This window comes from Chryseobacterium sp. 14P4.3.2 (assembly GCF_057799275.1).
This window is the reverse complement of record NZ_JBYOKO010000018.1, coordinates 19,107-43,572: the sequence shown is the minus strand read 5'-3', so window position 1 is coordinate 43,572 and position 24,466 is coordinate 19,107. Positions and strand designations below refer to the sequence as shown.

Here is a 24,466-nt window from a genome sequence, read left to right as displayed (position 1 = left end):
TACTATTTTCAATCTAAAAAACCAAAAAACACGAACTGAATAACTGCTATTTTGACAATCTACATTATAAATATACATAAATTATTATGCCAATTATTAGAATAAAAATTTATTTTTCCAAGCATAAATTGTAAATTTTTCATCAATATTGCATTATTACCGTAATACAGTAAACTTATGTTCTTTACAAATTTTGAGATAAAAAAAATAAATCAATTATTATTTATTTTTTAATAAATCACGCTGATGATGCATTCACTTTTTTTAACTGATAAGAAACATTTAACTACATTTGTATGACCGAGTTTCGGAAATCACATGCATATTTGCAGCTTGAAATCTCATACAAATTATGATAAACATTACATATCGACCGTTGCAGGCCGCCGAAAGCAAAATCTACCGGGCAATTCGTCTTGAAAGCCTTAAAACATATCCGGAATCATTTGGCGCCAGTTATGAAGAAGCTTTAAAAACCGGAAAGTTCAGAATAGAAAGTGATATTGAAGATCAAACACCGGAAAGGTTCGTTTATGGGGCTTTTGCAGATCTGCATCTTGTTGGTATTTGTGTTTTCGTAAAAGGTGAAAATAACACCGGACATATTTATCAGATGTATGTGAAAAAAGATTTTCAGGGACAAAATATAGGTTTTGGATTAATACAAGCGGTAATTAATGAAGTAAAAAACAGGTTCAATACCATTGAGATATTGCTGGAAGTAACCCCGGGCAATGACAAAGCCTTTTACCTTTACAGAAAAATAGGATTTAAAGAAATAAAAGAAGAAATCAGTGTAAAGGAAAATTCCGGCAATCTTGTAATGAAATATATGGGATAAAAACAAAAAAAAAGAATTACTAAAACAGTAATTCTTTTTCGTTGTGAACCCATTGGTGCAAAACCCGAACTCCCTACTGGAAGAAGTGTGATTAAATCAGCTAAAAGATATTAATCCATTCAGGCATATCTATACAAATAATTGATCAACATATACCTGCCCAACCAAAGCCTCCGGAAAAAATCAGGTAAGCTACAAAGATAAAGACTGATTATTTGTACTCATTATGTGGTGTCGTTTTTATGTTTTAGATCACGGTTTGCTTTTTCTCTGAAAAGTAATATATATAATAATTGCACTAATCGCCATTAAAATGGATGCTAGAAAAAATGGCGCTCCTGAAAATTCAAATGGTGCTTTGTCATGTGTAAAATAATAGAATAAACTGGTCATAATCGGAGGACCTATAATAGACGTAGCACTCACTAAACTTGCTAATGCTCCCTGAAGTTCGCCCTGTTCATTGGAAGGAATATTTTTACTTATTATTGATTGTAGTGCCGGCCCACAGATTCCTCCTAAAGAATAAGGGATAAGGCAAATAAACATCATCCACCCTTGATTAGTAAATGCAAATAGCATTAAACCCAAGGCATAGAATAGCAGCCCAAAATATACACTTTTCTCTTCTCCTAATTTTGGGGTTGTCCACCTTATCAGAACTCCCTGTACCAATCCAATCAATAGACCAAGTAAACCGAGTGATAAGCCTACAGTTCTTTCCGTCCAATTAAATTTATACATGGTAAAGAAATGCCAGTTGCTTTGTACAGCATGAAGAGCAACATAGACCAAAATTAAAGCAACGACAAAGTTTGATATTTTTGATTGTTTTCTAAAAAAATTAAATGTTCCTATAGGATTTGCACGTTTCCAGTTAAATGAGCGACGTTTATCTTTTTCTAAACTTTCTGGTAGTATAAGCAATCCGTAAAAAAAATTTACCATACATAATAGAGCGGCAACATAAAAGGGAACTCTTGCACCATAATGACCAAGTAAACCACCTATTACCGGACCTATAATAAATCCCAATCCAAAAGCAGCACCTATCAAACCGAAATTTTTGGTTCTGTCTTCATCGGTGGATATGTCAGCTATATATGCACTAGCCGTTGAAATAGTGGCCCCAGTAAGCCCGGCAATGATTCTTCCAAAAAACAGCCAACCAATGGATGGTGCAAGTGCTAATAGTAGATAATCAACAGCAAATGCAAAAAGAGAAATTAGAATAATTGAGCGTCTTCCATATTTATCACTGAGATTACCCACTATAGGTGCAAATATAAATTGCGTAATAGCATAAGCGAAACCGAGCCAACCTCCATATTTTGCTGCTTCACTAAGATCACTATGGATAAGTTCTACAATGAGTTTAGGAACCACGGGAAGTATAATTCCCCAACCTGTAATATCAATCAACAACGTGATAAATATAAATCCGATAGCTGCTTTTTTACCTGTTTTTTTCATGCTGTAAAATTAAACAGAGATAAAAAGAAGGAATTGACAGTTTAATGGAGTTTACGTACAATCTGAAAGTTGGTGGGATAGATCGCCGAATATAAATTATTATTCGTTTCTATAAGTTTTTGGCGACACGCCTACTATTCTTCTGAAGTATCTGCAAAAGGTACTTGTCTCTTCAAAATGAAGCTCATTGCTAATTTCCTTAATAGATAAATTAGAAGATTTTAATAATGTTTTAGCGTGCAGAATTGTAATATGATCAATCCACTGTAGTACAGATTTTCCAGTTTTCTGTTTTAGGAAAGCCGACAGATATTGTGGTGTTAAATGTAGCTTTTCTGCATAAAATGCAACACTTCTCTGTTGGTTAGCATACTTTGAGATTAGTCGATAAAAATCATCTATAATCTCATGTGTTCGGTTTTTTACTAAGCTTTTGTTGTTCGGTAAATTAGAATATACTTCAGAAATCATACTAATCAGGACCATAACAAGATTCCGTAGCATTTGTGTCTTATTACAACTCGGCTTTTTATGATAGAAGTTTTGTAAAAGTCTCAATAATTCATTCTGGAGCTTTATATCTTCGGGTTGAAGTCTGATAATGGGCTGCCATCTAATTTGGTTATTCATTACAAACTTACGTAGAAGGGGAAATTCTGTAATAAAATCTAATGAAAGACCAATTGTTAGTATTTCTGCATCTTCGCTCAATGACTTTGTGTCAATCATTAATTGCGGTTGTAAAACAGCAATATCACCCGTGTTTATTTCATACTCTAAAAAATGGATTTGCGATTTCATGGATCCTCGTACCATGAAGCCAAGTAATAAGCCATCAAATAGGCGACTATGCGCTGTATATTTCTTCTTTGGGTCATTTTGTTGACTAAGAATAACTATTCCCTCCGTCTTTTTCGAAGAATCAAGATTATACAGTTGATAGACATTATCTAAAGTTATAAATAGAGCCATGTACAAATATCCAAAAACGAAGCTTAAAAAGTACTAAAATAAATTAAAAAATAGCAGAGATTCTTTGGAGCAGCCCAGTAGATCCCATCGGAATTGGCTCAGCAGTGTCACCCCCTCTGGCCTTCTTGAATTGACCCCTTATTCTCATCCCGAAGGAAAACAAAAAAAGCAACTCTTTTGGAGTTGCTTTTTAGTGACCCGGCTGGGATTCGAACCCAGGACCCATACATTAAAAGTGTATTGCTCTACCAGCTGAGCTACCGAGTCGGCCTTTTTTAATTAAAAATGAATAATTAAAAACTACTCAATTTAATCTTATTTTTTTTATATTTTCCGCAGATAGAATTTTATCATGCAGTGAATAAAATTACAAATCCAGTAATTTTTATTGTTAGTGACCCGGCTGGGATTCGAACCCAGGACCCATACATTAAAAGTGTATTGCTCTACCAGCTGAGCTACCGAGTCGGCCACTTACTTTTTTCAAGTAAACCCTTTGTTTAAGGGACTGCAAAGATAGAAATTTCCTTTTTAATTCCAAGTTTTTTCAAGCTTTTTTTATTAAAAAAATTCTCTTTAAAGAGGCAAAAGCGAAAGCGGTTATAAATTCAAAACTGAACCGGATCGTACAACTTGCTGAGCAATAATTATTTGAAAAAATGCTACATGAAAATTTTTCACATAGCATCTTTATAAACTTTTCTTTATTTTTCAAAACCGATGTCGCTTCTTTTATAAAAAAAAGACAGCTTATCGTGGAAAGTTACCATAGAAGAGGCGCCTTATCTCCTGTTTTATTTTCGGCATAGTAAAGAGATGGAAGAATCTGCGCCAGATAGGTAAACTCACTGTAACAATGCTCCATCAGCCCGAATCCGATTTCATCAGACAGCTGGTGCTCACTGTCTGCTGCTAATGCCCCCAGAAAAAAATGACTTCTCAATGTACATCCCTGCACCGTATCTCTTACCACATGAAACATATAGCCGTCTACCGGATCTCCGTTTGAATCTACCGGAGTATTTTCCCCAAATCCAATTCTGGCATAAATAACTGCACTTACCTCTCCGCTGCAATAAGCTTCTCTTAAAATTTCCGGACTGAAAATTTCTGCAGGATCATGAAATTTGATTGTCGCCGGTACAGGGGGAATATCTCCCAATGATTCTGTTGCATGAATAGTAGCCCCTATATAATTCTTATGCTTAATCCATTGATGATCCCATCCTCCGTGTTCTATATGATCATGGGGATGCCATAACTTTAAATCGGCAGTGGTTTCAAAATACTTAAACCACCAGTCCAGCATTTTTCCTTTACAGTTGTGTAAAATATTCCTCATAGCCACATGAAGCATTCCGTTGTCCAATCTTCTGATACCCGCTTCAAGAGATATGGGTTTAGATGATAATAGAGCGTCAATATTCTCAAAGATCTGGCTTTCAATTTCCTTTGTCAATTCCATACTTACTATTTTTTATACTTGTTAAATATTGGGCTGAAAATCCTGTACTCCACTACAAGATCAGCCATGAATAATAAGTCAAAGTTAGATCAGCCCTGTAGAAATGTACTTGCACAATTATCCAATCCATCTGTACAATTTGGAAATAGGTAACCCGGTTGAAAAATTTCAATGATACGGCGCTGAAAAAACCGGAATTCAAAAAGAAAGTTTAGAGCACTGAATTAAGTTTCTTAAAATCTTCGGGAGTATGACCTGTCTGCTTTTTATAAAATCGGGAAAAATAAGCCGGATCATCAAAGTTTAGATCAAATGCAATTTCCTTTATTGTGAGTTCACCTGCTATGAGGCTTCTGCTGGCTTCCAAAATGACTCTTTCATGCAGAAGCTGTGTAAGGGTCTTGTTCATTTTATCCTTAAGAATCTGGTTAATCCTCTTTTCACTGATGCCCATTTTTGACGAATAAAAATCTGCTTTTCTTTCTGTTTTATAATTCTCATCCATCAGCATAATAAACTGATACACCCTTTTCTGATTGACATCCTGATTCAAAAAGTAATTTTGGTTAATGCGGATAAGATTCAGTAAAAAAACCTTTAACAAAGCCTTTAAAGCCAGAAAAGTTCCCATTGGATGACTGTATTCTTTTTCTATCAGTATTTTTAGATATTCAAAGGTTTCCACAACATCCTGATCTAAACGAAAACTGGAATACTGTCCGTGCATATTGAAAAGATTAAAAACATCCAGTGCGTATTCTTTATTATCTTCTTCCAGATATTCTCTTTTGAAAGCAATTAAACAGCCCTCTTTATCGTCAATGCTCATCTCAGCAAGGCGATATGGAGGGATAAGAAAGATTTCGTGTTCCTGATTTTTTTTAAGCCAGATCATTTCAAAGAAATCAGCCCTGTAGGGACTTTGCATATAATTATCCGGACTATGGTGTAATTCAAAAAAAGTAAATTTTAAAGGATCTGTCTGATGAATGAATTTCATATTGGTGCCCAGATTTTTGTTATATACAAATATACAGCAGTGTTTTCAATTAATTCATTGATTGATATAGAGAAACTATCTAAAGTTTTTATACGCTTTCAATCAGCAGTGAGAAACATCTTATATCAAGCACTTTTTATCACTACATCAGTCTGCAGCTTATCCCGATTAGGCACCTTTTAGATAAAAAAAAGAACTACCAAAGGATAGTTCTTTCTGATTGTGACCCGGCTGGGATTCGAACCCAGGACCCATACATTAAAAGTGTATTGCTCTACCAGCTGAGCTACCGAGTCGGCCACGTACTTTTTCAAGTAAATCCCTTTGTTTAAGGGACTGCAAAGATAGAAATTTCCCTTTTAATTCCAAGTTTTTCCAACTGTTTTTTTGCTGTTTTTTTCATCATCATCAGCAAGCATCTGTTTATAAATAAATTACGCTGATCTGTTTTTTTTATAAAAAATTCGGACTCCCGCTGATTCACTATTGATTTGTAAAAAAACTATTATTACCGACCGTTGTCAATACTTTTTTTCAGGATTATGAAGGTCTCAATGTCAAATTTTACTCCACGATCTTTAGGTTTTGAGGAAAGGGATTTCATTTTTAAAAATAAGTTGTTCAAAATCACATCATTACACTTAAATATTCAAATATTTAAGGAGACTAATCCATTTTTGATAGGTAAAAATGTTTTTTTTCAATACAAAAGAGACTGCCTTTGAAAGACAGCCTCTTACCACTCAACTATAAAAATAAGCTAAAACAGCTTCACTCTTCTTAATTTTATTAAAATCTCAGCGTCAATCTTATGCAGGAGACAGCCTGCGGGATTTTAAATACAGGGCGGTACGGTTCAGATAAGGAAAAAGAAAAATCAACAGCATACATGCAGCAAGCATCCACACCATCATCTCATAATAATCCATAGCAAAACGCACATGATCCTGCACATTCATTCTTCCTACCAGCAATTTATTGGCAGCTTTCACAGCGCGGTCTTCAGGCATTCCTTTGGCAATAAGCTTGGCAGTCTGCTGATGAAGAAAATTTTTAACATCAGGATCTACAGCACTTAAATGATCCTGAAAGGCATTATAATGACGGCTTTTTTCAAAAAGTTCAAAAAAATTGATCAATGCAATGCTGATACAAAAACCGAAATAGCGCACCGCCAGTGCTGTTGCCGCAGCCGATGGTCCAATAGAAGCCGGAACCGATGATATAATATAAATAATGGTAGGAACCATGATCAACCCTACTCCCCAACCCTGAATGAATAAGGGAATATAATAATTGTGCTCATCGGCCTGTACATCAAAAGAATAATACATTAATGCATGAAACAGCAGCAGCATCAAAAAACCCGGGCCCCAGATGTACTGGATTCTTTTCTTCTGCAATACCATACAGCAGGCGATGATCACTCCAGCAACAAGCCCGGCAAGATTAAAAGCATTAATGTATGAAATATGAAAAGGGTCCAAATGCAGTTCTGCAGCAAAGTAATTATTCGTAATCCCGGAAGCAAAGCGGCAAATATACATGACAAAAAGAATCAGTAAACCCACTTTGAAATTTCGGTATCTGAAGATTCTCAAATCAATATAGGGTCTTTTAATCGTATTCTGGCGGAAAACAGAGATGGCCCCCACGATTATAATTCCGATAACGCTGCCTAAAATTCTGTTATCCTCCAGCCAATAGTATTCCTGCCCGAAAATGGTGATATACCCGATTAATACCAATATGATACTCAAAAGCACAAAGCTTTCCCAATCCAGTTTATAGAGCGGAAATCTTGCATGGCTTCTGTAATTGCTCATGGCAAGGGTCAGGAAAACCAGTCCCGGAAGATAGGAGAATATTGCCGTTTTATAGACAATATTAAAATTATAAGAATCAATAAGATCCGCCGTGATCAGATTGTTGAAAGGCATAGCACAAAGCAGAATCCCAAAGAACACGGAAAAACTGATTTCCCGACCTCTTTCACTGCTAAGTCTTGTGAATATCTGGGTAAGCGATAAGTTGACATTCCCTGCAAACAACATTCCCTGAACAAAACGTACCGGAAACAGAATATACACCTCGCGGGTAAAATAGCAGATCAGGCAGGCCAGTATCTGTAATGTTGTGAATAAAAGAAAATATTCTTTGGCCGCCAGAAAGCTGAAAAATCTTCTTTCCAAGCTGTAAAAGCCAACATATCCGGCATAGAACAGCGCTACAGAAAACTGAATATCGGCAGGCTCACAGCCATAGTATCCTGCCGCAGCATTGACATTGGATAATGGCAGAAAGAATATAATGATTCCAGGTAAGGTCATGGAGAAAAGTATAATTTTCACCAGCCATTCAGGAGCCCATCTTTTGAAAAAAGGTGTTTTTCTTTTAACCATTAGAATGCTTTTTAGCAGCATATACATTCACGTTCATCCCTACTTTAAGGACATCAATTTCGTTTCTTTTACCATCCACTCTGATTCTCACTGGAATTCTCTGTACGATTTTTACGTAATTTCCGGTGGAGTTATCAGGAGGAAGCAATGAAAAACTTGATCCGGTAGCCGGAGAAAGTGATATAATAGTTCCCTGAAATTCTTCATCAGGATAAGAGTCGGCCACAATTTTCACATGATCACCAATATGCATATCTTTAATCTGCGTTTCTTTATAATTGGCTACGACCCATTTGTCGGTTTCATTGTTGACGATAAATGCAAGCGTTTCTCCAGCTTCAATCATCTGGCCCGTTTCAACAGTTCTTCTTCCCATTCTTCCATCATATGGAGCGGTAACAGCTGTATAACTGACATCCAGTTTATGGCGGTCCAGTAAAGCTTCCAGTCTTACAATTTCAGCCTGAACAACTGTTTTTTCAGCCTGAATATCATTGATTTTAGAAACGGATGCTGCATACTTATCCTGGGAAGATTTGTAATCACTTTCATTGATATCCAATGAGGCTTTTGCATCTTCAAGCCTTTGTTTGGTTGCAGATTCTTCATTGTAAAGCTTTTCGTATCTTTTATAGTCAAGCTCCTGTTTCCATACTTTTGCTTTACTGGCCTCTACCTGAGCCTGTGATGCTGCGGCTTCTTTAGCTGTGGTACCTGTATTGCTTGCCAGTACTTTCAATTCTGCATAGGCTTTCTGAAGAGCTGCCTGAGTCTGTTTTTGCTGAAGAACATACTCCCGGTTGTCAATCACCAAAAGAGTATCGCCCTTTTTTACTTCCTGATTTTCTTCAAATTTTACTTCTACAATGAATCCGCCTGCTCTTGAAATAACAGGATTAACGTATTCCTGCACCTGAGCATCATTGGTCTGCTCGTACCGATAATAATTTTTAAGGGTAAAACCTCCCCAGATAATAAGTGCAGCAACGATTAAGACTGAAATCCATCCTGTGATTTTTGTAATCAGCCTGTCGGTAGGGGTATATTTTTTTTTCATTGTATTATAAAGTGCCAGTAATATTTTGTAATAGATAATAATTGTTTTGTGCCATAATCTTCGCTGCTTCCAGTTCAAATTTGGTCTGCAGAAGCTGTATATCTGCATCCAGCAGATCGGTAATAAGGGAAGTCTGGCTGAAATACGTGTTTTTCATAATCCTTGCATTTTCTTTGGCCTGGACAACGTTGGTTTCTGCTACCTTTATCTGTTCAAGGGCTTCCTGATACCGCAGATAGGCTTCTTTTACCTGCTGTCTTATTTTATCTTCCGTATCCTTATGTACCTCTTCTTCTTTTTCAAATTCCAAAGCAGCCGCTTTTACTTTCTGAGTATTATGATACAGTGATGATATGGAAAATGAAGCTTTTAAACCTACAATTCCTAACGAATACCAGTCAGGATTATAAGGATAAAGAAAAATCTGGGGATTGGCGTAATAAAACTCTCCGTACAAACCTATTTTAGGGCTCACATTGGCTTTTACCTGTTTTAGTTTTACTTTGCTCAATTCGGTCTGTTGTTCTGATACGTGATAATCAAAAGAGTGATCCATGGCCAGTTTCAAATACTCATTATATGTCATTTTTTCATCCCATTCACTCAATGGTTCTTCAGGAATAATGATCTGTTCATCGGGAATTCCCAAGATAATATCTAACTTCTGCATTGCAATCAGAATATCATTTTCAATGGTGACCAGGGCCATTTTACGTTTGGACAGTTCAAGATCTATTCTTAAAACATCACTTTTCAGTACGACTCCGTTTTTATAAAGCGTCTGTATTTCTTTAAGCTGTACTTTCTGGTCTTCAATATCTTTTTTGATGAGGTTTCTGAAGATCAATGTTTTCTGAAGATCAAGATAAAGGGCTGCTGTCTTGTAATGAATATCAGAAACGGCCTGTTCTTTTTGAATGTTTTTAATTTTCTGAAGCGTCTGAGTTTCTTTAATCTTAAGGTTCAGCTTATTTCCTTCATAAATATTCAGATAAAAATCTGCTCCTGCTCTGTAAAGTGTATGGATCACTTCGTGCTGGGTAGGTTTGGAAAAAATTCCGTTTTCATAAATAGGAATATTGGAAGCTTTTTCAATGGAACCTTTAACTCCAATTTCCGGAAGCCGTTCTCTTTTGGCATCTTTTACTTCTGCTTCGGCAATGTCTGTACTGAGGGTATTGATTTTAATATGACGGCTGTTTTCCTCAGCTCTGTGCCATGCATCTTTTAGGGATAAACGTATGGTATCAATTCTGGAGCTGCCTGCCTGGGCTGATATTGTGTAGGAAGTTCCCAGCATCAGCAGTCCGGTGAGATAAATTTTCATCTGAATTTTTCGAATTATTGCTCTGCAAATTTATTGGCAATCTGGAGATTATTTTTATCTAAAATAGTCAAGTTTTACATGATTCCGGCCAAATGATTATATTTGCATATTCATCATCATTTTAATACTTCAATGGGACTTATTGCAACACTTCCGCATATAGATGAACATGATAAAAGTGTATTCGTCATGCACGAAAAATCTGAAAAGCTGATTCCATTTCACAAGCATACAAAAGGACAGTTGAGCTATGTAGAAGGTGGAATAGCATATATTACGATCAACAACCGGACCTATGTAGTTCCTGCCAGGCATTTCTTCTGGATTCCTCAGGGGATGGAACATATCCTGGAAATAGGCCATACTGCTACGGTTCTGCATTCGCTGTATTTCTATGCTCATGATGATGATTCTGATCCTTTCTATGGAAGACTGGGAATTTATCCGGCTTCAGAACTTTTGATCCAGATGATCAGATATACAGAGATATGGGACGAAAAGCATGTCACAGAAAAAGATGAAAATTTTGAGTTTCTCATTGCCTTAAAAAAAATACTGCCCAAAACGCACAAACAGCCTTTGCCTATCATTCTCCCATCCACTCATAATAAGCAGATGCAGAGAATTACCTCTTATCTTGAATGGAATATCGGTGAGAAACATACACTTGCCAATGTAAGTACCAGATTCGGGTTGAGCGAACGTTCCATATCCCGCTTATTCAAATCCGATATGGATATTTCCTTTCTTCAGTATCTGAAAACTTTAAGGATCATCAAAGCTATTGAACTCCTTCTCAACACAGATAAACCCATCAATGAAATTGCAGATGATGTGGGATACAGCTCAATCAGTGCATTCAGCGACACTTTTCATGAGTTTACGCAATCCAGACCATCAGACTTAAGAAAGAGCAGTAAATCTTTCAGAAATCCTGCCGGATAAAGAGTAGAAGTATGATCTTTAGCAGGCTTAAAAAAATAAAAGAGTTTTTTATCTTCTATTAAAAATAAGTTACTACTTTTGTATTATAAAATTCAGTACAATGTTTTCAAAAACCTGCGAATATGCTTTAAGAGCTTTAATTTACATCGCCCAGCAGTCTAAAGATGGTGGCCGCGTAGGAATTAAAGATATTTCAAAAAGTATTAATTCGCCGGAGCACTTTATCGCAAAGATTTTACAGGATCTGAGCAGAAAAGGATTTGTACAGTCGGCCAAAGGACCGAACGGAGGTTTCTATATGGATCATAAAAACCTGAATACAAGTATTGCCGATATTGTCAAAGAAATTGATGGTGATAAGCTTTTTTCCGGTTGTGGTCTGGGACTCGAACAATGTTCAGAAACGCACCCATGTCCACTTCATGAGCAGTTTAAAAGCATCAGACAGGATCTCCGCATTATGCTTGAAACTTCCAGAATACAAATGTTCGTTGATAATCTTGATTTAAATTTAACCCACCTAAAAGTGTAAAAAAAATTACAATAATAAAAGATAAAAAGATCTTAATATATTAAATAAAAAAATGAAGTTATGCCTTAAAAACCCTTTAGTACTAATGCTGTATTGTCTGATGGCCGGAATGTTTATCACCGTCAGTTTTTTAGAGACTCCTCTGAAATTTCAGGTGCCGGGGATGGCGCTCCCGACAGCGCTAGAATTGGGAAAACTCATATTTGGGATTTCAACAAATATACAAGGAGGATTCCTTCTTCTGATTTTCATGTTCATGTTCATGTTCATCAGCCGTAGAAATTATACAAAATTGGATTTTATAACCATAGGACTTCTGATTTTCATTCTTATTCTTGAAAAACTCTGGATACTTCCGGTTTTGGATTCCCGTGTAGATTTACTTTCATCAGGGAAATTATTACCGCCTACTCCACTCCACGACTTTTTTATTTACACAGAAACTGCAAAAGCTGTGATACTGACGCTGGCAGTTATCTTACAGTTTAAAAAACATATTATTTAATAACAAATCATCTCTATTATGAAGACACCATTTTTAAATTACGCAATGATATTGATTGTATCTGTACTTATTTTTTCATGTTCCAAACCTGAAACTACTCCCATTCCACAGCCGGAACCTTATTATTCCGAATCCGCTCCTCAGACTGTTGAGACCCCTCCCGCACCAGTAGTTTCTGCCAAAGTTTCCAATGATGAAGGCTTGAAACTGATTGAAGGAACAGACTGCCTTACCTGCCACAAAGTAGATGCAAAATTAATAGGCCCCTCATATCAGAAAGTTGCAGAGAAATATTCTGAGGCTGATCTCGATATGCTGGCGCAGAAAATTATTGACGGAGGTAAAGGAAACTGGGGCGAAATTCCTATGACCGCTCATACAGGATTAAGTAAAGACAATGCTAAACTGATGGTAAAGTATATTTTATCCCTTAAAAAACAATAAAAAATTTTAAAATAACAAAAGACAAAAAAATATTATATTATGAATACAAGAACAGATTTTATAGGAGACATCGTTGCTGAAGATTTCAGGGCTGCAGCTGTATTTAAAAGATATGGAATTGATTTCTGCTGCAAAGGTGGAAGAACGATAGAAGAAGCCTGCTCTCAAAAGAAACTCAAACCGGAAAAGATCTACGAAGAACTGGAAACCCTTCCTGAAAACGAAGGTGCATCCATAGATTTCAACAGTTGGCCGCTTGACCTCCTGACAGATTATATTGAGAAAAAGCACCACCGTTATGTAGAAGATAAAACATCTGTTCTTCAGGATTTTCTTGACAAACTATGTAAAGTTCACGGTGACAGGCATCCGGAATTATTTGAAATCAGTACTTTATTTAATGACTCCGCTCATGATCTGGCCGCTCATATGAAAAAAGAAGAACTGATTCTGTTTCCTTTTGTACGAAATATGATGAAAGCTAAATTATCCGGAGCTGCCCTGCCACAAACTGTTTTCGGGACTGTAGAAAACCCTGTGCATATCATGCAGCATGAGCATACTGTGGAAGGTGAGCGTTTCAGAAAAATTGCAGAAATCACCGATGAATATCTTCCGCCAGCTGATGCCTGCAACACTTATAAAGTTGCTTTCGCCATGCTCCAGGATTTTGAAAACGATCTGCATAAGCACATCCATCTGGAAAATAACATTCTCTTCCCAAAAGCGATACAATTGGAAAAAGAGTTTGCTAAAGTGTCTTAAAAGATGATAAAAAGCCTTTAAATTTTAAGTTCAAAGGCTTTTTTATTTTAAACAGCTAACTTACATTCTTCATTCTCATTTTTAATTTTAATTTTCACCTCACTGTGTCGCTCTGATCATCGCAGAAGTAATCTGACTCTCCTTCTTTTTAGAATAAGTGGAATCAAAAGGTTCCATCACATTAAACAAATACTGATAAAAAGGAGCAATCTGCTGAACTTTCTCAGATTCTTTCATGGCTTTTTCTTTACCCATTTGCTGAAGACCCTGTATGAAAATACTGAATTTTTTATCAATAGGTTCAACAGATTTTAAAAGATAAGTATGAGCTTTTTCATTCTGTCCTAATGTTCTGTAGGCTTCTGTGACAGCGGAAACTACAAGAGCATATTCCATAGGCTTTGAGCGCATTTGTTTTCTGGCTGCGGCCTGAAATTTTGGAGAGAGATTATGGTAATAGTCATATTCTTCAATTATTCCTTTTTTAAGTACTTCCGCCAGCTGAAGACCTTTCTGTTCCTGTCCGGCAACAATATACCCCGTCACCATTGAACTTAACGAACGTGGATCATTATACTTTTCTACAGGAATTTCTTTTGCGGCAAGATCTAAAAGTTCCAGTGCTTTTTCTTTCTGTCCGTTCACAACCAGTGCTGAAACAGCTCTGCTTACCGACATTCTGTAACCAAATATATTGGAGGTAGCGGTTTCATCATAATAAATACTAAGGTCTTTAAAATTCCCCCATCTGAAATTTTTCACCACATGGTAAAGAGAGATGGCGTCTACCCTTCCTTTGTCCCCATCCGGACTTTGAGGGGTACGAATAGGAACGAGCCTGTAGCTGAAACCATCAAACTGCAGATAGTCATCAAGATAAAATATATTTTCACTTTCATACATTCCTCCAGATGAGAAATTCACCGGCCGCTTCCAGTCGAAGTTAGCCAGCATGTCAAGCATCATCAGATTACTTTTGTACATGGTATTGCCCTGATAGCTGATCATGATCTGATCTACAGCGTTGGAAAGATCAGCCTTATTGATAATTCCTGCCCTCACAGCATTTTCTTTATTCACCGGAAGAATAAATTTGTTCACCGGAATAATATTATATTTTTCATATTCATTTTCGCCGAAATACATCTTCAGCAGTTCATCTTTTGCCGGAGATTTCACCTTTAAGAATTTAATGGCCTCCTTCATCGTCATAGAATCCTGAGTCAGATATTTTCTAAACTCCTGAAATTCCGTTTCCGGGGCTCCCTGATCTTTAAGCATGGCAAAAAAGCCTTCCCAGTCCTCTTTTTTCATCAGATAAACCTGATCATTTACTCCGTCTCTGTATTCATCATGCGTTAATTCACCCGGAATCCCTTTTGCATTGTATGTTTTCCTTTTAACCTGATCAATATTCCAGGGAGTGGCCAAAAGAGTAAAGTTAACGGTCTTCACATCATCCCTGAATCTTTCTGTCTCCTGAATGGCCCAGACAGGAAAAGTATCGTTATCACCATAGATGAATATGATATCATCTTCAGGCAAAGACCTGAGGAATGAATACGCATAGTCCCGAGCGGCCGTTTTCCTGCTTCGGTCGTGTGAAGTATAATTCTGAAAGCCCATCATAAAAGGAATTCCCAACAATATTAGCCCAAAGACAATATTAACTCCATTGGATTTTATTTTTGACTGAAGAAACCAAAGAGCAGCTCCGGCTCCCAGACCGATCCAAATGGCAAAGGCATAGAATGATCCTACCATGGCATAATCCCTTTCTCTTACCTCAAACGGTTTTACTCCTGTATAAAAAACAATTCCTACGCTGGTAAGAATAAAGAGTGAAAGAAGGGCATAAAATCTTCCGAAATCCCTGTTCAGCTGGAAAAAGAAGCCGATAAGCCCTAAAATAAGCGGTAAAAAGAAGAATTTCACTGTACTTTCATTCTTAAACTTAGCCGGCATATGATCCTGATCTCCCAATAAAATATCATCGATAAAGGAGAACCCTGAAATCCAATTCCCTTGAGTGTTTTCCATATGTCCCTGAAGGTCATTCTGTCTTCCCACAAAGTTCCACAGCAGATATCTTACAAAGTAATATCCATTCTGGAAAGAGAAAAAATAATCCATATTTTGGGCAAAGGAAGGACGCTGAACATTAATCAGGTTATAAGGTTTTACCTTCAAATAATCTGAAGCGGTAATAGAATCATTTTCATATTTAGCCCTCAGATCTTCAAAGATCTTCTTGGCCTGCGGATTATCTGCCACATCTTCATTGTCATCATTGAAAGTAAAGTCAGGAGCACCATATAAGGCGATATAATTGGCCATCACATCTTCATCACTGCTGAACATTCTTGGCATAAAGCTGATATGAGATTTATTGAAAACATAATTGAAACGTTCACCCGTTTTCCTGTAAGTTCCTGTTTTTTCGTCTTTTTCGTAAATATCTCCTGTGATCTGCCTTTTATAGCTTCCGTCTTCATTTTTTTCTATTCCTTTTTTGTCCAGAAATGCAGTGTAATTCTGTCCGTAAGTCGTTGGCCAGTCACCATACTGCTCTCTGTTGTAATAATCTTTCATCCCGATTGCGGTATCGGGATCGTTGAGGTTCATCGGCGGATTAGCATTTGCTCTGATCGGAATGACCAGCCAGCAGGAAAAACCGATGATCATATAGACCAGAGATAAAACAGTGGTCTGATATATCTTTCTTTTGGTTTTTCCCGAATATTTAATTAAAACATAACTGATTGCAGCCATTAGAACAAACGCTACAATAGTTCCCGAATGAAAAGGAAGCCCCAGTCCGTTGACGAAGAAAATCTCCAGTTTCCCAAACAAAGTCATAATCAGTGGGAAAATAAATTTGAAGACAAATGCCAGAATTCCTAATGTAATCAGGTTTGCAAAAACAAAGGTTTTCCATGAAAATGTATAATTTCTGGCATAGTATAAAAGGCATATTGCAGGGATTGCCAGCATACACATCATATGTACTCCAACCGAAAGTCCTATAATAAAAAACATCAGAATGATCCATCTTTCGCTATCTCCTGCATTATATTCATTTTCCCATTTAGTGGCAAGCCAGACCAGCAATGCAATAAACATAGAAGCCATTGAATAGACTTCTCCTTCTACTGCCGAAAACCAGAATGTATCTGAAAAAGTGAAGCACAAAGCGCCAATCACCCCCGCAAAAAGAATTGAAATCTCCTGACGTTTTGAAATTTCATCAAAATCTTTATTTAAAAGACGTCTGACAAAATGGGTAATTGTCCAGAACAGAAACAAAATGGTAAAAGAACTGAAAATGGCAGACATTGCATTGATAACAATAGAATAGTTTTCGGCATTTCCTAATGCAAAAATACTTGCCACTGCCCCCATGATCTGAAACAGAGCTGCTCCCGGAGCGTGGGTTACTTCAAGTTTCACGGCAGAAGATATGTATTCCCCGCAATCCCAAAAACTCAAAGAATGCTCTATTGTTGAAAGATAAGTAATGAGCGCAACAGCAAAAAGGAACCACCCCAATACGGTGTTCCATTTTTTAAAAGACCAATTTTTCATATAATATTTTCCAATAATTAATAGGACAATTGAGGGAAAGGATTTATTACATGGAAACTGGAGATTTTATTTATAAAATATCATAAAAAACAGAAATTCTTGCTATTATTCATTACGAACCTTTAAGTTTGGATATCCATTTTCAATAGATTCAAAAAGTTTTGTGGCATTATTATATTTATATTCTGAAGTCATTTGGCTTTCCGTTTTATCCTCTATAGTCTTATCACCTAAAGTCAAAATATCATTTTCAAATTCATAGGCACCAAAATAGTGTTTACTTTCTCCATGCCAATACTCATTAAGCATATATGTTTTATCCGCATAAAGTTTCAATTCATAGCCACGTGTTTTTAACTGGGGATCTGGTGAAATGTAGTATTCATGCCAAATTTCCTTATTGGATTGAGTAGTATTCAAATATAGATTAACTCCAAAAAGCAAAATTAATATAGTAAAAACCCAATTGGTTGTTATATGTTTTGATTCAAGGGTATAAATTATTACAAAGTTGACCACTAATAATCCTGCTATCAAGGGAAGAACAAAAATATTTGATTTTGAAGCCGTAAAATCAAAATAGGTATGAGTGTAATTAATGAGAAGGAGAAAAAGTAAAACTACGGTTCCATATTTAATTAAAATTTTCATTTTATTTTAGTAATCAGCTTCTTGTTTAAATGAATTTTCTAATACGTATTATTCAACCCTCCATCCAGCGGAATACTTGTTCCGGTAAGATAAGCTGAATATTCTGAGGCCAGAAAAGCAACCAGATGTCCATATTCTTCGGGTTTTCCGAGTCTTTTCATAGGAATTTTATTTTCCCTCGCTTTTTTGATTTCCTCAGGAGTTTTGCCTGATTGCTGTACTTCATGATTTACAAGATTTTGGATTCTTTCTGTATCAAAATAACCTGTTAAAACATTATTTATGGTGATATTATGCTGTGCGACTTCATTGGACAGCGTTTTAGCCCATGCAATGACTGCCGAACGGATAGAATTGGAAAGAGCAAGACTCGCAATCGGTTCTTTAACAGATAGTGAAGAGACGTTAATAATACGCCCGCTTCCCTGCTTGATCATATGGGGAAGTGCCAGTAATGTGGTTTCACAGACCGTTTTAAAGAGAAGGTCAAATGCTTTTTGATAGTCTTCCACCGTTTTATCCAGTGCCAGCCCTGGTTCGGGACCATTCGTATTGTTCACGAGAATGTCTACAGAGTGACTGCTGAAATATTCACCAATAATTTTTTTATAGTTCTCAAAATCTGAGAAGTCTGCCACCAGGTACTGGTGTTTCTGATCAGAATGTAATACAGGCAATAATGAAACTATATTTTGAAGTTTCGTTTCATTACGGGCCATTACAGTAACATTGGCTCCGCATTTTGCCAGTTCGACAGCTATTCCTGCTCCTATTCCCTGAGTAGCAGCACCTACCAAAGCATTTTTTGAAAAAAGTTGAATATTCATAGTTCTGTAATGATTATGATTTAACTTAGATAAATGTAGGGAAAAACCTCCAAATATACTTTGAAGGTTTACATTAATCAGATTAGTTTTTTGTCATTATTGAACAACGGTTGCTTCCAGCTCAACTTTTAAAGTTTCAAATAATCCGTTTACCTCCAGTAAAGTGAGTGCCTGTTCGACCTTATGTTTTGATATCCATTCCTGAAGGAAAGGAAAATAAGGCCAAAGCTCTTCTGTGGAAGTAGTATAGACGTTTAATCTTACAATTCCCTTACATTCATATCCTGCTGTCATGATGACTTCTTCCAGATTGGCAATAGCCTGCTCAAGCTGAGATTTCATATCTTTATTACTGGATCTTCCATCTGAATCTATCGCTGCCTGCCCGGAGCAGTATAGCGTTTTTTCGACATTTTTCACCTCAACTGCCTGAGAATAGCTTCGTTCATCCTGCCATTTCCATGGGTTTACCGTTCTTTTTTCCATTGTATTCAATTTCTTATATGTTACTATGCAAAATTGCAGAATAGATATGGCAAACCTCTGTGATCCGGATCACGATTATAAAGTGAGAAACATCACCTATTACAAAGACAAACGGCTTAATGTTTCTCTGGACACCCCTAGGTAAGATGCAAGAAGAGACTTCGGAACTCTCTGAACCAGCGAAGGATACTTCTTTACAAGTTGATCATAACGTTCTTTGATCCCTGTTGTCATCATAGAAATGGTACGCTGCTGGGCTGCAATAAATCCCATATAGGCTTTCTCCAGAAAGAAGTGTTCAAGTTTTGGGAGTCTGGCGCAAAGTTTTTTATAATCTTCCAGCTGAAGACATAATAGTTCCGTGCTTTCCACACATTCCAGTGACATGGTTGCAGCAGCCTGTTGGTAATAGGCAGGAAAATCAGTTTCCCACCAGTCTTCCATTGCAAATCCTACAATATGTTCTTTTCCTGCTTCATCTGTATACACCAGCTTCAGAAGTCCTTTCAATACAAAATAGTTGTACAGAACCAGTTCACCTTCCTGTATCAAAAACTGGTGCTTTTTATATTTCTTATAAGTGAAACAAGAGGCTATGAATTCAAACTCATCATCACTTACAAGGATTATCTTTTCAATATGTACTCTTAACTGCCCCAGCATTCTGTATAATTAAATTTTTTGTTGAGCTGCTCGAAGGCTATTTCACGAGCCAGAATCTCTTCGACCTCATCAAATGTTACCAGACCTTCTGCTTCAAAAGTATGTCCATTAGGGACTTTGTAAGTATATTCAAAAATATCCCGTTGGTAGATATCCTTAAGAATGTCTATCTGTTTTGGGGTTAGATACGGCTCATGGGTTTTCAGTTGGTTGAGTAAATTTTCTTTCAGATCTGCTTCTTCGTCTTCATAAAACATGGAATCATCATCTATTTCAGTTACGGCCTCCAAGAGCTGGCGGAAAATAAAATCCTGAAAATTACCTGCCATTACCTCAGCTTCCACATCGTCATGAGGTATGAAAGTAACAGGAACTTCGCCGTCATTCTGTAAGTCAAACTGAAAAGCATACCAATCTCCTGCTCCATTTTTAGCAAACGGAACAAACTTATAATCTGAATGAATATTTCTGTAATCATCTTCATCTGACATCTCCTGAATTGAACCTTCAACGAGCTGATGATTATTCCAGATTTCAATATCATATCCAAATAAAAGCAATGGCGGGTTTTCCTTTAGTTTTGGAAAAACCGTCTTATACCAGTCTGAGCTGGATTCACCCCAGTCCAGCATCTTATTTTCGGATAAACGTCTGTAAATTTCAGGGTATTGAAAGTTATATTTTTGTTCCAAATCTGTTAAATTATTCATTGTTTTTTGGTTTAAAATGTAAATGGGTAGATTTCACTGAGTTTTATATGAATGGTATTCAAGGTATCATAAAATTCCTGTTTAACAGGTTTCGGGATATCTTCATATTCTTCAAAATAATGGTCCAACTGTTGAATAACAAATGCCATTTGGAGCCACTGTTCAAAGTTAATATTCATCGGTTCAAGTTTTTCATCATAATCATGATCGTAGAAAAAAACCTGATTTCCGGAATTCAGGAACCACCGGTCCCCCTGTCCGTTGCCGGCAAAGCACCAGTAGTGAGGTAATTCAAATTCTTTATTTTCAGTAATGGCCTCTATAGAACTGTATAAGATGGCTTCGGAAGAGATTTCTATTGTTTTAATCTGGGTAACTAATTTTACGTACCATTCTGAAAGAGGAAACGCCATTGTTTTCGGAAAGTTCTGTACAGCTATTTTACCAGCCAGCATTTCGGATTCTACGTCTTCAATGGTTAATATTTTAAACAAACTCATAATAAACTGATTTATAAATTTTCACAAATAATTTCAATGTCAGAGTTTTAATACATCATAATTTTTGTTTCAACAGCTCATCAATCTGTTCATAAAAAGAGCCTGTACTGTAATCGGCTACTCCGGTATGGTGAAGACGAATCTCTCCTTTTTTATCAAGAACAACTGTCGTTGGCAATGAACCGTTATAGAGTACATCAGGAATACTGGAAGCAGGGACCAGAAAAGGAACTGAAAACCCTTTCTCCAGTAAGTAAGTTTTTCCAAGTTCTGTCTTATCATCCATATTGACAGTAAGAAATACTATATCCGGATTGCTTTTATATTTTTCATAGAGTTTCTGAACAGAAGGAAATTCTGCACGGCAGGGAGGGCACCAGGATGCCCAGAAATTGATAAAAACCACTTTATTTTTTAAATCAGAAACATCAGTGACCGTTCCATCTTCATTCTTCAGTATAAAACCTGCATAAGACGTATATCCTGATCCGGAATGATCTTCTTTTGGTTCCGAAATATGGGAATTTAGAATTCCTGTAGAAGCAACCTGTCTCATCAGCCATGCTTTAGCGTCTTTATTTACTAATAATATAATGAACAGAATCATTAAGATTGCCGTAGACCAGTTACTTCTTAACCATTTTTTCAGTCGTTCCATATTCTTTACTGATAATTCTTTACAGCAATATAAGGCTAATATTTGATTTGAAAGTAAACGGCAAATGTTTCCAGAGAAAAAGGCCTTTAAATCCGAAGACTTAAAGGCCCACTCCTGCATGACGTCTTTTCTTACCGAGAAAAAGACACCTCTTCATTTTTAGCATACATCAAGAATTTCATTTGTGTACTTTACCTTCCATCCGTTTGACTGCTTTTGTATATCCCACATTGTGCGGTAAATTCCGTTTTTTTCTAAAAGTTCCTCATGGTTTCCTTTTTCTGCAATTTCTCCTTCATTCAGCACCAGTATCTGACTGGCATTTTGTATCGTAGATAGTTTATGGGCAATAACAACAACTGTTTTTGACCGTACCAGTTCATGTATGGCACGCTGAATATATATTTCGTTTTCAGGATCAAGGCTGGCCGTAGCTTCATCCAGCAAAACAACCGGAGCATCTTTCAGCAAAGCTCTTGCAATACTTATTCTCTGTTTTTGCCCACCTGATAATTTGCATCCCCCTTCTCCTACTTTTGTATGAATTCCATATGGCAGTTCCCGGATAAATTCCATACATTGTGACTGCTCAACAGCGTCATACACCTCTTTTTCTGAAGCATCAGGATTTCCAATTTTAATATTATTATAAATGGTATCATCAAAAAGGTATACCTCCTGAAACACTTCACTGATCAGCTTGTAAAATTTATCCTGATTAATATTTCGGATATCGATTCCTCCCAGAGTAATACTTCCTTCATTCACATCCCAGAATCTGGCAATAAGCGATGCAATTGTTGTTTTTCCTGAACCTGAGTGCCCTACCAAAGCAAGCATCGAGTTTTCAGGAACAGTAAAATTGATATCCTTTAAAGTCATTCTATCCTGATATCCAAAGTTCACGTTTTTAAAACCTATTTCATAGTTTTCAGGAAGCTCATCTTTTGGGGTTTCCATGGTAGGCTCTTCCAAAACTCCGATAATCCGGGCCAGACTTTCATTCATATACCTCAGCATCAGGTAATCCACCATTACTACTTTCAAAGGATTATACAGATTATATCCCATGATCAGAAAAGTAATGAGTACCGGAATGGTGATGGACTGCTGAAGAAGAAAATACAATCCAAGTGCCGTCATTCCTATAAAACCAATCTCAAAGACGATAGCTGCCGTCACAATGAATGGCCCTGGAATAGCTTCCATACGAATACTCTTACGGCGAAGATCATCAAAAGAATCCTCAAGTCCTTTATGCCTTTTTCCCGTTAGCCCATAGGATTTCAGATGGCGGATTCCCTGTACATATTCTAAAAATTTCGCTCCTACTGTATTTCTGGCCGCAATCTGTTTTTTTCCTAAACGGCTTACCAAATAATTGGCTATCCTTAAAAAAGGATATATGAGTGGTAAAGCCAGTAAAAGGCAAAGTGCCAGTCTCCAGTCATATACAAAAAGAAAAACGGATAGTAAAACGGTACCAAATGCGGCAGAAGCCAGGTTGCCAATACTGTGTCCGAATATTCCTTCAAAATTGGCAACATCCTGCAAAACAATAGAAGCAATCTCTCCCGGATCTTTCTGTTTAAAGAATCCCAAAGAAAATTTTTGAATATGGTTTCCAAGTTTAATGCGCAGTTTTGTAGAGAGATCATATACCAGAAGATTCGATCTCACCATGGAACGGGAAGCCACAAAAAACTGAATAAGAAGCATCACCGCCATCAAAGCAACTACGGACCAAATTCTTGTATGATCCGGCTTTTCTGAAAAAAGCTCCCACACTACCACCAGCAGGATACCTGAGGGAGCAGCGATAAGCATACTGTGTACAATCTCCGTAAAAGCAACTTTCCGGGTATCTTTCGGATTGAAGGAGGTGACATACTTTAAGTTTTTTATCATTGTAAAGCTCTTTTAGAAGTTTCATATTCTTTCATCAATTTTCCTCTGAACAGGAACAGCAGTGAACTGAAGAATATCAGATAAGCAATATTGAATATAGCTCCGCCCACCCATCCTGAATACGGCAGAGGCAGCATATTTTTAACAGGAATAATGAACATAGTCAGCACAAACGGTGTCAGCAAAGCCATCCACCAAGGAAGCAGGGTTTTATTTAAAAGAATGCATACGGCAAATGAGATCCAGCCGATTGCCAATACACCTATGGCCGCTCCCCAGGCAATATTCAGCATCTTCATAAATGCTTTTCCTGTATCTAAAAGGTAAAGGTGTGAAACCGGATCTGTATGATAAACCGCTTTATAGATTTCCCCTACATAAAAGAATCCCGCATGACCTAAAGGAGACAGAACGGCTCCTGCCAATAATACCCAATAGACAAAAACCGCGTACCATTTCTGGGTGTCTTTAAAAAACTGATAAACCAGCCAGCTTGCAGGAATTAATAATGGACCTGTAAGTGCCCCAATCAACGCACCAAACATCAGTCTGGCAGTTGAGCCCTCCAGCATCAAAGTTGCAAATTCAACATTCACATGGTCTGCATAAGTTTTTGAAAACAACGGATAATCGGCTGGATCGGGATCAAATCCGGCAACGTAAATATCGCCAATAAGCCAACAAACTGAGACGATAACGGCTGCTCCAAAAGACCAATTTATTTTATTTGAATATTTCATATATTTTTCT

At 36.9% G+C, this 24,466-nt stretch carries 23 protein-coding genes and 3 tRNA genes; 6 read left to right on the top strand and 20 right to left on the bottom strand.

What is annotated here, in order from left to right; all coding sequences use genetic code 11:
* Window positions 1–352 precede the first annotated feature (352 nt).
* On the top strand, window positions 353–841 hold the full coding sequence (locus tag AC27VX_RS20495; RefSeq protein ID WP_236858761.1) for a GNAT family N-acetyltransferase: 489 nt from the start codon (window positions 353–355) through the stop codon (window positions 839–841).
* 252 nt (window positions 842–1,093) lie between these two features.
* On the opposite strand, the gene AC27VX_RS20490 is transcribed toward AC27VX_RS20495, so the two are convergent.
* The 10 genes from AC27VX_RS20490 to AC27VX_RS20445 form a co-directional block, all read right to left on the bottom strand.
* Window positions 1,094–2,314, bottom strand: a complete 1,221-nt coding sequence (locus tag AC27VX_RS20490; protein WP_488697627.1) for a TCR/Tet family MFS transporter — start codon at window positions 2,312–2,314, stop codon at window positions 1,094–1,096.
* Window positions 2,315–2,413: 99 nt separating this feature from the next.
* On the bottom strand, window positions 2,414–3,286 hold the full coding sequence (locus AC27VX_RS20485; RefSeq protein WP_236858759.1) for a helix-turn-helix domain-containing protein: 873 nt from the start codon (window positions 3,284–3,286) through the stop codon (window positions 2,414–2,416).
* Window positions 3,287–3,480: 194 nt separating this feature from the next.
* Window positions 3,481–3,553 (bottom strand) — tRNA-Lys (locus AC27VX_RS20480).
* A 128-nt stretch (window positions 3,554–3,681) separates the two neighbouring features.
* Window positions 3,682–3,754, bottom strand: a tRNA-Lys gene (locus tag AC27VX_RS20475).
* 295 nt (window positions 3,755–4,049) lie between these two features.
* On the bottom strand, window positions 4,050–4,751 hold the full coding sequence (locus AC27VX_RS20470; protein ID WP_488697625.1) for a DAPG hydrolase family protein: 702 nt from the start codon (window positions 4,749–4,751) through the stop codon (window positions 4,050–4,052).
* Between the two features lie 211 nt (window positions 4,752–4,962).
* Entirely contained in the window at window positions 4,963–5,751 is a 789-nt protein-coding gene (locus tag AC27VX_RS20465) for a helix-turn-helix domain-containing protein (protein ID WP_236858757.1), read from the bottom strand.
* 223 nt (window positions 5,752–5,974) lie between these two features.
* Window positions 5,975–6,047 (bottom strand) — tRNA-Lys (locus AC27VX_RS20460).
* A gap of 513 nt (window positions 6,048–6,560) precedes the next feature.
* Complete coding sequence (locus AC27VX_RS20455) at window positions 6,561–8,153, bottom strand: efflux MFS transporter permease (protein WP_488697623.1); 1,593 nt, start codon at window positions 8,151–8,153, stop codon at window positions 6,561–6,563.
* Window positions 8,146–9,210: an HlyD family secretion protein gene (locus AC27VX_RS20450; protein ID WP_488697621.1), complete on the bottom strand. Its 1,065-nt coding sequence runs from the start codon at window positions 9,208–9,210 to the stop codon at window positions 8,146–8,148. The genes AC27VX_RS20455 and AC27VX_RS20450 overlap by 8 nt, the downstream gene beginning before the upstream one ends.
* A gap of 4 nt (window positions 9,211–9,214) precedes the next feature.
* Window positions 9,215–10,537 (bottom strand): TolC family protein, encoded by a 1,323-nt coding sequence (locus AC27VX_RS20445; RefSeq protein ID WP_300691640.1) that lies wholly within the window; start codon window positions 10,535–10,537, stop codon window positions 9,215–9,217.
* Between the two features lie 132 nt (window positions 10,538–10,669).
* Between AC27VX_RS20445 and AC27VX_RS20440 the strand changes: the two genes are divergently transcribed.
* From AC27VX_RS20440 to ric, 5 genes are all read left to right on the top strand, one after another.
* Window positions 10,670–11,482 (top strand): AraC family transcriptional regulator, encoded by an 813-nt coding sequence (locus AC27VX_RS20440; protein WP_236858753.1) that lies wholly within the window; start codon window positions 10,670–10,672, stop codon window positions 11,480–11,482.
* Between the two features lie 100 nt (window positions 11,483–11,582).
* Window positions 11,583–12,014 carry an RrF2 family transcriptional regulator gene (locus AC27VX_RS20435; RefSeq protein WP_236858752.1) on the top strand — a complete coding sequence of 144 codons (432 nt, stop codon included), beginning with the start codon at window positions 11,583–11,585 and terminating at the stop codon, window positions 12,012–12,014.
* A 52-nt stretch (window positions 12,015–12,066) separates the two neighbouring features.
* Window positions 12,067–12,519, top strand: a complete 453-nt coding sequence (locus AC27VX_RS20430) for a hypothetical protein (RefSeq protein WP_488697619.1) — start codon at window positions 12,067–12,069, stop codon at window positions 12,517–12,519.
* A gap of 18 nt (window positions 12,520–12,537) precedes the next feature.
* On the top strand, window positions 12,538–12,963 hold the full coding sequence (locus AC27VX_RS20425) for a c-type cytochrome (RefSeq protein WP_488697617.1): 426 nt from the start codon (window positions 12,538–12,540) through the stop codon (window positions 12,961–12,963).
* 39 nt (window positions 12,964–13,002) lie between these two features.
* Complete coding sequence (gene ric, locus AC27VX_RS20420) at window positions 13,003–13,728, top strand: iron-sulfur cluster repair di-iron protein (protein ID WP_236858749.1); 726 nt, start codon at window positions 13,003–13,005, stop codon at window positions 13,726–13,728.
* Window positions 13,729–13,827: 99 nt separating this feature from the next.
* Here the strand turns inward: ric and AC27VX_RS20415 are convergent, their stop codons facing one another.
* The 10 genes from AC27VX_RS20415 to AC27VX_RS20370 form a co-directional block, all read right to left on the bottom strand.
* Window positions 13,828–17,313, bottom strand: coding sequence for a glycosyltransferase family 117 protein (locus AC27VX_RS20415; RefSeq protein WP_300691629.1), 3,486 nt, complete (start codon window positions 17,311–17,313; stop codon window positions 13,828–13,830).
* 105 nt (window positions 17,314–17,418) lie between these two features.
* The gene (locus tag AC27VX_RS20410) at window positions 17,419–17,964 is read right to left on the bottom strand and encodes a hypothetical protein (protein WP_488697614.1); all 546 of its coding nucleotides are present in this window, start codon (window positions 17,962–17,964) and stop codon (window positions 17,419–17,421) included.
* A 38-nt stretch (window positions 17,965–18,002) separates the two neighbouring features.
* Window positions 18,003–18,791, bottom strand: a complete 789-nt coding sequence (locus AC27VX_RS20405; protein ID WP_488697612.1) for an SDR family oxidoreductase — start codon at window positions 18,789–18,791, stop codon at window positions 18,003–18,005.
* A gap of 96 nt (window positions 18,792–18,887) precedes the next feature.
* Window positions 18,888–19,277 (bottom strand): RidA family protein, encoded by a 390-nt coding sequence (locus AC27VX_RS20400; protein WP_488697610.1) that lies wholly within the window; start codon window positions 19,275–19,277, stop codon window positions 18,888–18,890.
* A 99-nt stretch (window positions 19,278–19,376) separates the two neighbouring features.
* Window positions 19,377–19,940 (bottom strand): Crp/Fnr family transcriptional regulator, encoded by a 564-nt coding sequence (locus AC27VX_RS20395; RefSeq protein WP_488697608.1) that lies wholly within the window; start codon window positions 19,938–19,940, stop codon window positions 19,377–19,379.
* The gene (locus AC27VX_RS20390; protein WP_488697606.1) at window positions 19,925–20,650 is read right to left on the bottom strand and encodes an SMI1/KNR4 family protein; all 726 of its coding nucleotides are present in this window, start codon (window positions 20,648–20,650) and stop codon (window positions 19,925–19,927) included. Before AC27VX_RS20390 ends, AC27VX_RS20395 begins: the two co-directional genes overlap by 16 nt.
* Window positions 20,651–20,661: 11 nt before the next feature.
* Window positions 20,662–21,150, bottom strand: a complete 489-nt coding sequence (locus AC27VX_RS20385) for an SMI1/KNR4 family protein (RefSeq protein WP_236858742.1) — start codon at window positions 21,148–21,150, stop codon at window positions 20,662–20,664.
* A gap of 55 nt (window positions 21,151–21,205) precedes the next feature.
* Window positions 21,206–21,808: a TlpA family protein disulfide reductase gene (locus tag AC27VX_RS20380; RefSeq protein WP_488697604.1), complete on the bottom strand. Its 603-nt coding sequence runs from the start codon at window positions 21,806–21,808 to the stop codon at window positions 21,206–21,208.
* A gap of 159 nt (window positions 21,809–21,967) precedes the next feature.
* Window positions 21,968–23,716: an ABC transporter ATP-binding protein gene (locus AC27VX_RS20375; protein WP_488697602.1), complete on the bottom strand. Its 1,749-nt coding sequence runs from the start codon at window positions 23,714–23,716 to the stop codon at window positions 21,968–21,970.
* A complete protein-coding gene (locus AC27VX_RS20370; RefSeq protein WP_488697600.1) occupies window positions 23,713–24,456 on the bottom strand; it encodes a DUF6796 family protein in 744 nt (247 codons plus the stop codon). The genes AC27VX_RS20375 and AC27VX_RS20370 overlap by 4 nt, the downstream gene beginning before the upstream one ends.
* Between the last annotated feature and the right edge of the window lie 10 nt (window positions 24,457–24,466).